A 4,532-nucleotide genomic window follows, 5' to 3' on the forward strand; every position below is an offset into this window, starting at 1 on the left:
TCCTGAATATGTAGATCAACAGCATTTTTATAATTATCAAGATTTGATGCGTGCGTAGACGGTGGAGGTGGAGTATTGCCAGTGAGGACGGCATCACTGAACCCAAGGTCTTGTGACGTAACGTGAATAAGCACATCGCCATCGCCGTACTGCTTCCCAAACCCACCAGCACCATCAGCATACTCATTGATAGCCCAGGCAACATCAGTTTCACTCGTATCAAAAAAACCAGCAGTGGCCAGGAGCGCAACATCGGAAAACCCTGTTGCCAATGTTTCGTTACCATCTGTCACGTCAATTTTTGCGCGAAGGTTGTCTACTAAGCCGCCACCGATTCCAGTCAAGGAGTAATCTTTCGTATACATAGAACCAGCATCTACATATTCGAACTCGCCGATATGTACCCTTGTTTCTATATCAATAGTCAAACCAGCTTTACCCGTAACGTTAGATAATGAGCTATCGTCAAGGAATTGTAACTCAGCAAACGCGCACGGCGACGTAAGGCCCACCACTAAAGCACAGCTTTTAGCAGCTACAGGAATTTGCTTGAATATATTCTTGTTATTTTTGGCTATTACAGCCCTACCCGTCTTCATGAGTACTCCTGAGGGTTAGGTGGAATCTCCACCTATTCAGTATTCCTTGTGCTCAAGTCGATAAGCTATAGTAATATTTATAAGCCGACCAACAGTCACATATATATGTAAAATATCACATACCGTTACATGCACCAATGGTTTATGCTTTAGAAGCAGGGCAAGTAATAGTCAATAAAACATATTTGTGAGCCAGTTCAAATTTTAGTATGAACATTCTAATTCTAAGAAGTATTATCTAACCCAATGAACGCAATTCATTTTTTCAGGTTTTTATCGCTAGCGTAAAGCTAGAGTGGACTCGCCCTTGCAATGCAAGGGCTTTTTTTTGCTTATAAATAATTCAAGCTTCAGCGAAAGGCCTTATACACACGAAACTTAGTGGTTTCAGCCAATACATCGCAGCGCCCCATGCTCGCCTCAATAATCGATGCATATTTAAGAAAAGAATTCGCAACTAAAAGAAAAGGTGCGTGCTTTGTCAATTTATCTTTGGCACCTTTAATAAACCCCTCAGTAGTTGTGTATTCAGTATCTACACCTTGATGGAATGGCGGGTTCGTCACTAAGGCGTTAACCCTACCTTTTACCTCAGCCCAGCCATCACTGGGGTAAATATCTACATCTATGTTATTTAGCCGCGCAGTTTCTTCAGCGCACTTTAGGGCCAACAAATTAATATCAACCATTTCCAGCTTAATACCTGGATTGAGCAGTTTTGTATAACACCCTAGTACGCCACTACCACAACCAAAGTCCAATACTCGCCCCTCTAGACGGGTAAACATATTCGCCAGTAGTAGCTCAGTACCCTCATCGAGCTCACCGATACTAAACACACCTGGTATAGCAGCCACTTTTAAGGATATGTCATTCACCTCAACATCAAATGATGTCATCCAATCTTTTAAGCTAAACGGCTCGACTTTTTGATCTAGGCTTGCATGCCACAATTGACAGTGTTTAGCTGAATCAATCTTGCTAGCATCACTGCTATATGAGCTTAACTTCTTAGCCGCACTAGCAATTCCGGCTTTTTTCTCACCCACGAGATAGATATCACCACCTTGACACAACAGAGGCGTAACATAGGCCAAGATAAGGTCCAACTCTGCCTTTGCTTTTGGGATGTGAATGATCACCGCATCACAAGCCTCAAGACCTTCATTACCCAAACTAAATAAGACTTTGTTACCAAGAGAGTTTTTTAAAGACCGATATACTCGATAATCAAAGGTAATTACCTTTTCAGGATTTAAATACTCAAGAGGATCACCAGGGGGTGGACCAAAAATAATCAACTTTCTGCACTGGGAAAACTGTTCTGAATTGCGTTCAATAACCTTTGATCTTACGTGCATCTAATCACTCTCGTCTTTAATATGGGATTGATCCACTTCAAATGGCATTTTATCTCTCTCCAACTCAATGGAACTAAAGTGAAACCGTAAGTGGCTGTATCGCTCGGCGATAATCGTATTTTTTGGGACGTCAAAGCGCTTTACGGCTCGAATTGCACGAACAACCGAGTCATCCAAAGCAGGGAGACCACTCTGCAAGAAGATAAATACATCAACGACATTTCCGTATTCGTCCAGCTCTAGCTTTGCAACACCTCTATGCATTTGCCTACCTTTGTATGGATTATTCCATTTTTCGTTAACCTGCTTATTCATTCTTTCAAGAAATTTATTAACCATACGCAGTTCTTCACTTTCTTGTTCGCTATATGGTTGTTCAACAGTTACGTTCTCAAGTTCATCTTCACCGAGCAAGCTGATATTCCCAACAACATGAGTGTCTGGGTTTCCTTGACTCTTTTCCTCTAAAAGAACGGTATCAGCCTCATATTCACCATATACATCTTCCATATACGAAGGAATAATGGAGCTCTCCTCTACATTGTTACGCTCATCCATGTCATTCAGCTGTGAAGATTGTTCAGCCACTTTATTAACACCTTTAGTACTCGTATCTAACAGATTCCGGCTTATTGACTCAGTTTCATCTGTTTGGTTCTGTGTTTTTTTCTCAGAGGCCGCCAGATCATCTGAAGGGTCAGGCAACTGACTCCATTTCTCAGGCTCCTCATTTAAAATACTTTTATTCGCTAGCTGCTCTCCGCGCTCGACCCCGCCATCACCAAAAAACACCTCTTTGGCCTCTCGATTTGTTTGATTACTGGACGAAAACTCCTGTGCATTATGCACCGGAGAAAAATAATCCGAATCCTGATTCGGTTCTGGCTCTGGCTCTGGTTCTGGCTCTGGTTCTGGTTCTGGTTCTGGTTCTGGTTCTGGTTCTGGTCCTGGTTCTGGTTCTGGTTCTGGTCCTGGTTCTTCTAAGTGATGTTTTATCAATTTAATTTGGACGACAGACGTTTCTTCGACTTCATTCTCACTATGTTGCGTTCGCCACACATAAAAGATTAAAGCGAGCAAATGTATGATAATACTTACAGCAAGTAGAACACCAAAACGCCAACGATCTTTTATCTTGTCCACACCCAAAACGAAGATACCTAACGCTTAAAACTAGTTAGCAAAATCAGACTCACCGTAATAGAGCAAACCCTTTCGATATAAAAAATAGTTTCTAACCTTTGGATCGATTGGTGGCGCAAGTCTCCCAGTTTTTAATAAAGCTTCCATAAATGCCTTATCTAGATCTTCACTTCCAGAACGCTGTTTAAATACAACATTATAAAAATAGCCTTCACTGTCCTGTAAATATGTAATTTGACCGTAATAGGTTTTACCAACATCTCTGTAACTTCTTTTCGGTCTTACCAGGTTGCTTTCAATTTTTTTAAAGCCTTGCTTCAAATAGTCACTCGCAATGAGCTTATGCCTAGGTGACATTGATTGTTCAATCTGCTTAGCTTTGACGGCTCCATACTTATATAAAACCTCACCCTCTTTAGTCAGTACGAAGTTTTGCCTAAGCGTTTTCTTATCTATTAGATATTCTGAACCCGGTATGCCATCTACAAGTCTTTGACGCGGCTTAATAGTCTTTAAATTCGAAGCCTGACCGGAACCTTTGTGGCTGGAAGCACCACCCGATTTCTCTGCTTTGGCCTTCTCTGCTTTGGCCTTCTCTGCTTTGGCCTTCTCTGCTTTGGCCTTCTCTGCTTTAGCTTTCTCTGCTTTAGCTTTCTCTGCTTTAGCTTTCTCTGCTTTAGCCTTCTCTGCTTTAGCCTTCTCTGCTTTGGCTTTTTCTGCTTTAGCCTTCTCAGCTTTAGCCTTCTCAGCTTTAGCCTTCTCAGCTTTAGCCTTCTCAGCTTTAGCCTTCTCTGCTTTGGCTTTCTCTGCTTTAGCTTTCTCTGCTTTAGCTTTCTCTGCTTTAGCTTTCTCTGCTTTAGCTTTCTCTGCTTTAGCTTTCTCTGCTTTAGCTTTCTCTGCTTTAGCTTTCTCTTCTGTTAAAGGCTTTTCCTCTTCCTCCTCCTCTTCCTCTTCCTCTTCATTAATAGGATTATCTAATTTTATCAGAACTTTATGCTGCTTTTCTTCCTCTTCATCTTTATCCACCTGAGCAAGCATAACCACGCCGATTATAATCGCATGCAGCAAAAAACTAAGGCCAACAAATAAGGCGTAGCGATCTAAGTAGCGTCTTGGTAACATCAGTATTGCAACAACTCTTAATAGGCATTAAGCCTTTTATAACGATGAATTCAGGCCTTCAAGCAACGAAAGCTCTTATTATGTCTAATGTAATTCCCTTTAAAAAACCATCCCCAAAGGCCAAGCATAAAGGCAAAACTTTATGCAAAAGCGGCTTTCATAAGTGGAAGGTTATAAGCAACTCAAAGTTCGACGTTAAACAGGGCAAGCTTGTAACGGTGTCAAAATGCCAGCGTTGCGGCCTTGTAAAAAACGAACTTAAATAACAGTTTTGCCTAACTAAATATTTCGTAAGCCTTTAAGGTGA

General features: G+C 41.4%; 4 protein-coding genes. All 4 read right to left on the bottom strand.

Annotation, left to right across the window (positions count from 1 at the left end; all coding sequences use genetic code 11):
- On the bottom strand, nt 1–599 hold a 599-nt coding region (locus A3761_RS15480), incomplete at its 3' end, for a DUF6160 family protein (RefSeq protein ID WP_231881233.1).
- Between the two features lie 350 nt (nt 600–949).
- Nucleotides 950–1,960: a methyltransferase gene (locus tag A3761_RS15485; protein ID WP_068510522.1), complete on the bottom strand. Its 1,011-nt coding sequence runs from the start codon at nt 1,958–1,960 to the stop codon at nt 950–952.
- Nucleotides 1,961–3,103: a TonB C-terminal domain-containing protein gene (locus tag A3761_RS15490; protein ID WP_156491882.1), complete on the bottom strand. Its 1,143-nt coding sequence runs from the start codon at nt 3,101–3,103 to the stop codon at nt 1,961–1,963.
- Nucleotides 3,104–3,133: 30 nt separating this feature from the next.
- On the bottom strand, nt 3,134–4,225 hold the full coding sequence (locus A3761_RS15495; RefSeq protein WP_068739719.1) for a hypothetical protein: 1,092 nt from the start codon (nt 4,223–4,225) through the stop codon (nt 3,134–3,136).
- Nucleotides 4,226–4,532: the final 307 nt, after the last annotated feature.

It is taken from the genome of Oleiphilus sp. HI0123 (assembly GCF_001635315.1).

Excerpts from the sequence above, each read along its gene's own strand:
- A3761_RS15485 (WP_068510522.1), bottom strand. The coding sequence starts at position 1,960 with ATGCACGTAAGATCAAAGGTTATTGAACGCAATTCAGAACAGTTTTCC.
- A3761_RS15495 (WP_068739719.1), bottom strand. The coding sequence starts at position 4,225 with ATGTTACCAAGACGCTACTTAGATCGCTACGCCTTATTTGTTGGCCTT.